Source organism: Streptomyces sp. NPDC002825 (assembly GCF_040295385.1).
Classification (GTDB): Bacteria; Actinomycetota; Actinomycetes; order Streptomycetales; family Streptomycetaceae; genus Streptomyces.
This window is the reverse complement of record NZ_JBEOVH010000074.1, coordinates 1-2,913: the sequence shown is the minus strand read 5'-3', so window position 1 is coordinate 2,913 and position 2,913 is coordinate 1. Positions and strand designations below refer to the sequence as shown.

Here is a 2,913-nt window from a genome sequence, read left to right as displayed (position 1 = left end):
GACAGAAGGCGGACGGCTTCATCCTCCAGCTCGCCGACCCCTTCCTGACCGAGTGGATGGTCAAGGCCGTCCGGGAGGCGGCGCGCGAGGCCGGCTGCGACCCCGACGCGCTCACCATCTGCGCCCGCGCGCGGGAGGCATTCCCGCATGAGTGACACCAGCACCGCGTACGAGCCGCCGGTCGTCGTCGGAGTGGACGGCTCGGAGCACAGCCTCCGGGCCCTGGAGTGGGCGCTGGGCGCCGCGGAGGGGCTGGGCGCGCCGCTGGTGGTGGCCCACGTGCGCTCGGAGGCGCTCCAGCTGGGCGCCGCCCGTATCGCTTCCCTGGGCAGGACGCCGGAGCTCCCCGACACGGTCACGCGGGCCGTACGGACGGTGGTCGAGGAGCGGGGGCACCGCCTTCCGGTGCGGTACGAATCGCTGGACGGGTCCGTGACGGACGCGCTGCCGGCGGCGGCGCGGGGCGCGCGGCTCCTGGTGACCGGTTCCCGGGGGCGCGGCGGCTTCGCGAGCCTGCTCCTCGGCTCGACGAGCCGGACGCTGGCCATGACGGCGCCCTGCCCGCTGATCGTCGTACCGCACGAGGCGCGCGCGGCCGCCCTCCGGGACGGGGCGGAGGCGGGCCGGGTGCTGCTGGGGCTGCACCCGGAGGAGACTTCGGACGAGGTGCTGGACTTCGCGTTCGAGGTGGCCCACCACCGGGGCGTACCGCTGGAGGTGGTGACCTCCTTCCGGCTGCCGCCGCCGCAGGCGGCCCTCCTGCCGACGCCTTCACCCGCGCTCCAGGTGCCTCCGCCGCTGCCGCTCGCGGACGAGGCGGAGGAGGCGGAGGAGGTCATGACGGAGGCGGAGCGGGAGCAGCGGGAGCGCCTGCGGCCGTTCGCGGAGCGGTGGCCGGGGGTGGAGCTTGTCCCGAGGGTCGTGCCGGGAGACGCGGCGGGCCGGCTCGTGGAGGGTTCGCTCGACGCGGGCCTGGTGGTGGTGGGGCGGCATCACCGGCACCGCCTGGGGACGCTGCTCATCGGCTCCGTCGCCCACGCGGTGCTGCATCACGCGCACTGTCCGGTGGCGGTGGTACCGCCCGCCGGGGCCGAGCCCCGGACATGACAGTCCCCGGCGGTCCATGTCGGTTCGCGCGGTCGTCGGCCGTCACCGACGGCTCCGTGCCCGACCGGTCCCGCCGGGGGCCTGGCCAGAGCCTGGATCAGGGTCACAGGGGCCTTCGGACGTCTCCGCTGGCGAGTGCGGCTCTCTCCGGTTATCCGGTGTAAGAACGAGTGTCCTCCCTTTTTCGCCCGTTTCAAGAGGTTTCTGCACTTTTTATTACGGGGAGGGCTGCCGCTTTTCGGGGGGAGGGCAGCCGCTTTGCACGGGCGCGGCTGCCGCCGGGAGTGCCTGTCGGTGGCGCCTGGTACACAAGGCCCATGACGACCGCAGATCACGCCGCCACCGCCCGCCGCAACGTCCAGCCGCCGTCCGCCGGAGCCTCGCTCGGCGCGGGGGTCGTGGTGACCGACGAGGCCGGCCGGGTCCTCCTGGGCCTGGACCGCTCCGGAGTGTGGGAGCTGCCGGGCGGCAAGGTCGAGCCGGGCGAGTCCATCGAGGAGGCGGCGGTGCGCGAACTGGCCGAGGAGACGACGCTCCTCGCGGACGCCGCCGACGTGGAGGTCCTCGGGCTGCTCATGGACACCGTGACCTCGGCGCGGCTGACCCGGATGACGGCGGCCACGGTCGTGCGCGGCTTCCGGGGCGTGCCCGCCGTGGCCGAGCCGGAGAAGATCGAGCGCTGGGAGTGGACGGACCCGGACCGGCTGCCGGAGGCCCTGTTCCTGCCGTCGGCGCAGGTGCTGCGGCTGTGGCGGCCCGGCCTCCCGATCCCGGACGCGCCGTTCCACCGCTACGCCCTGGGGCGGCTGCCCGGCTGAGGCCGGGAGCCGCGGTGCGTCACCGCGCGGGCCCCGGCGAGCGTGGCTAGCGTGGCCAGAGGAACACGTCAGCGATTCGGAAGTGGGAGTCACCGTCATGGCCGCACGACCTGAAGGCACGCCTGTCTGGACCGACGCGATGTTCACCGACGTCGAGGGCGCGAAGACGTTCTACGGCGATGTGCTCGGCTGGGACTTCGGCGAGGCGTCCTCGGAATTCGGCAATTACACCCAGGCGTACAAGAACGGCAAGGCGGTCGCGGCCGTCGTTCCGCCGATGCCGGGGCAGGACGGGGAGCCGCGGTCGGCCTGGTGTCTGTACTTCGCCTCGCTGGACGTCGCGGCGACGGCGGAGAAGATCCGGGGCGCGGGCGGCACGGTCCTGATGGAGCCGATGCAGGTCGGCGACTTCGGTTCGATGTGCCTCGCGCAGGATCCGTCGGGCGTCACGTTCGGCGTCTGGCAGGCCGGTGCGCACGAGGGCTTCGAGCGGGAGGGCGAGCCCGGTGCGTACGCCTGGGCCGAGGTCTTCACCCGTGAGCCGGCGAAGTCGGACGCCTTCTTCACCGAGGTCTTCGGCTTCGGCTCCAAGAAGATCAAGGACGAGCACATGGACTACCGGGTCTTCGACCTGGGCGGTCCGCAGCCGGTGCTCGGGCGGATGGTGATGTCGGACGGGGACTTCCCGCCGGAGATCCCCTCGTACATCCAGATCTACTTCGCCGTCGACAACTGCGACAAGGCGGTCGAGCGGGCCGCGGCGCTCAAGGGGAAGAAGGTGTTCGGGCCGATGGACAGCCCCTTCGGCCGGTTCGCGGCGATCGTGGACCCGCAGGGCGCCGCCTTCGCCGTGATCGACGAGAAGACGACCGTCGGGGATCTGCCCGAGTTCGAGTGAGCGGTGCGGCGCGGGCACGCCAAGGTGTTCGCGGTGAACGGCAACATCCCCTCCTCCAAGGACACGCTCCTCTCCTCGGCGGTCCAGGAG

Annotated in this window: 3 protein-coding genes and 1 pseudogene; all 4 read left to right on the top strand. The window is 72.8% G+C overall.

The window, feature by feature from the left end; translation table 11 throughout:
- Window positions 1–131: pseudogene (locus tag ABT041_RS38910) on the top strand (TIGR03842 family LLM class F420-dependent oxidoreductase); the annotation flags it as partial.
- A gap of 16 nt (window positions 132–147) precedes the next feature.
- Window positions 148–1,107: a universal stress protein gene (locus tag ABT041_RS38905; RefSeq protein ID WP_351193879.1), complete on the top strand. Its 960-nt coding sequence runs from the start codon at window positions 148–150 to the stop codon at window positions 1,105–1,107.
- Between the two features lie 317 nt (window positions 1,108–1,424).
- The gene (locus ABT041_RS38900) at window positions 1,425–1,925 is read left to right on the top strand and encodes a nucleotide triphosphate diphosphatase NUDT15 (protein WP_351193876.1); all 501 of its coding nucleotides are present in this window, start codon (window positions 1,425–1,427) and stop codon (window positions 1,923–1,925) included.
- 97 nt (window positions 1,926–2,022) lie between these two features.
- The gene (locus ABT041_RS38895; RefSeq protein ID WP_351193873.1) at window positions 2,023–2,823 is read left to right on the top strand and encodes a VOC family protein; all 801 of its coding nucleotides are present in this window, start codon (window positions 2,023–2,025) and stop codon (window positions 2,821–2,823) included.
- The last annotated feature ends 90 nt before the right edge of the window (window positions 2,824–2,913 follow it).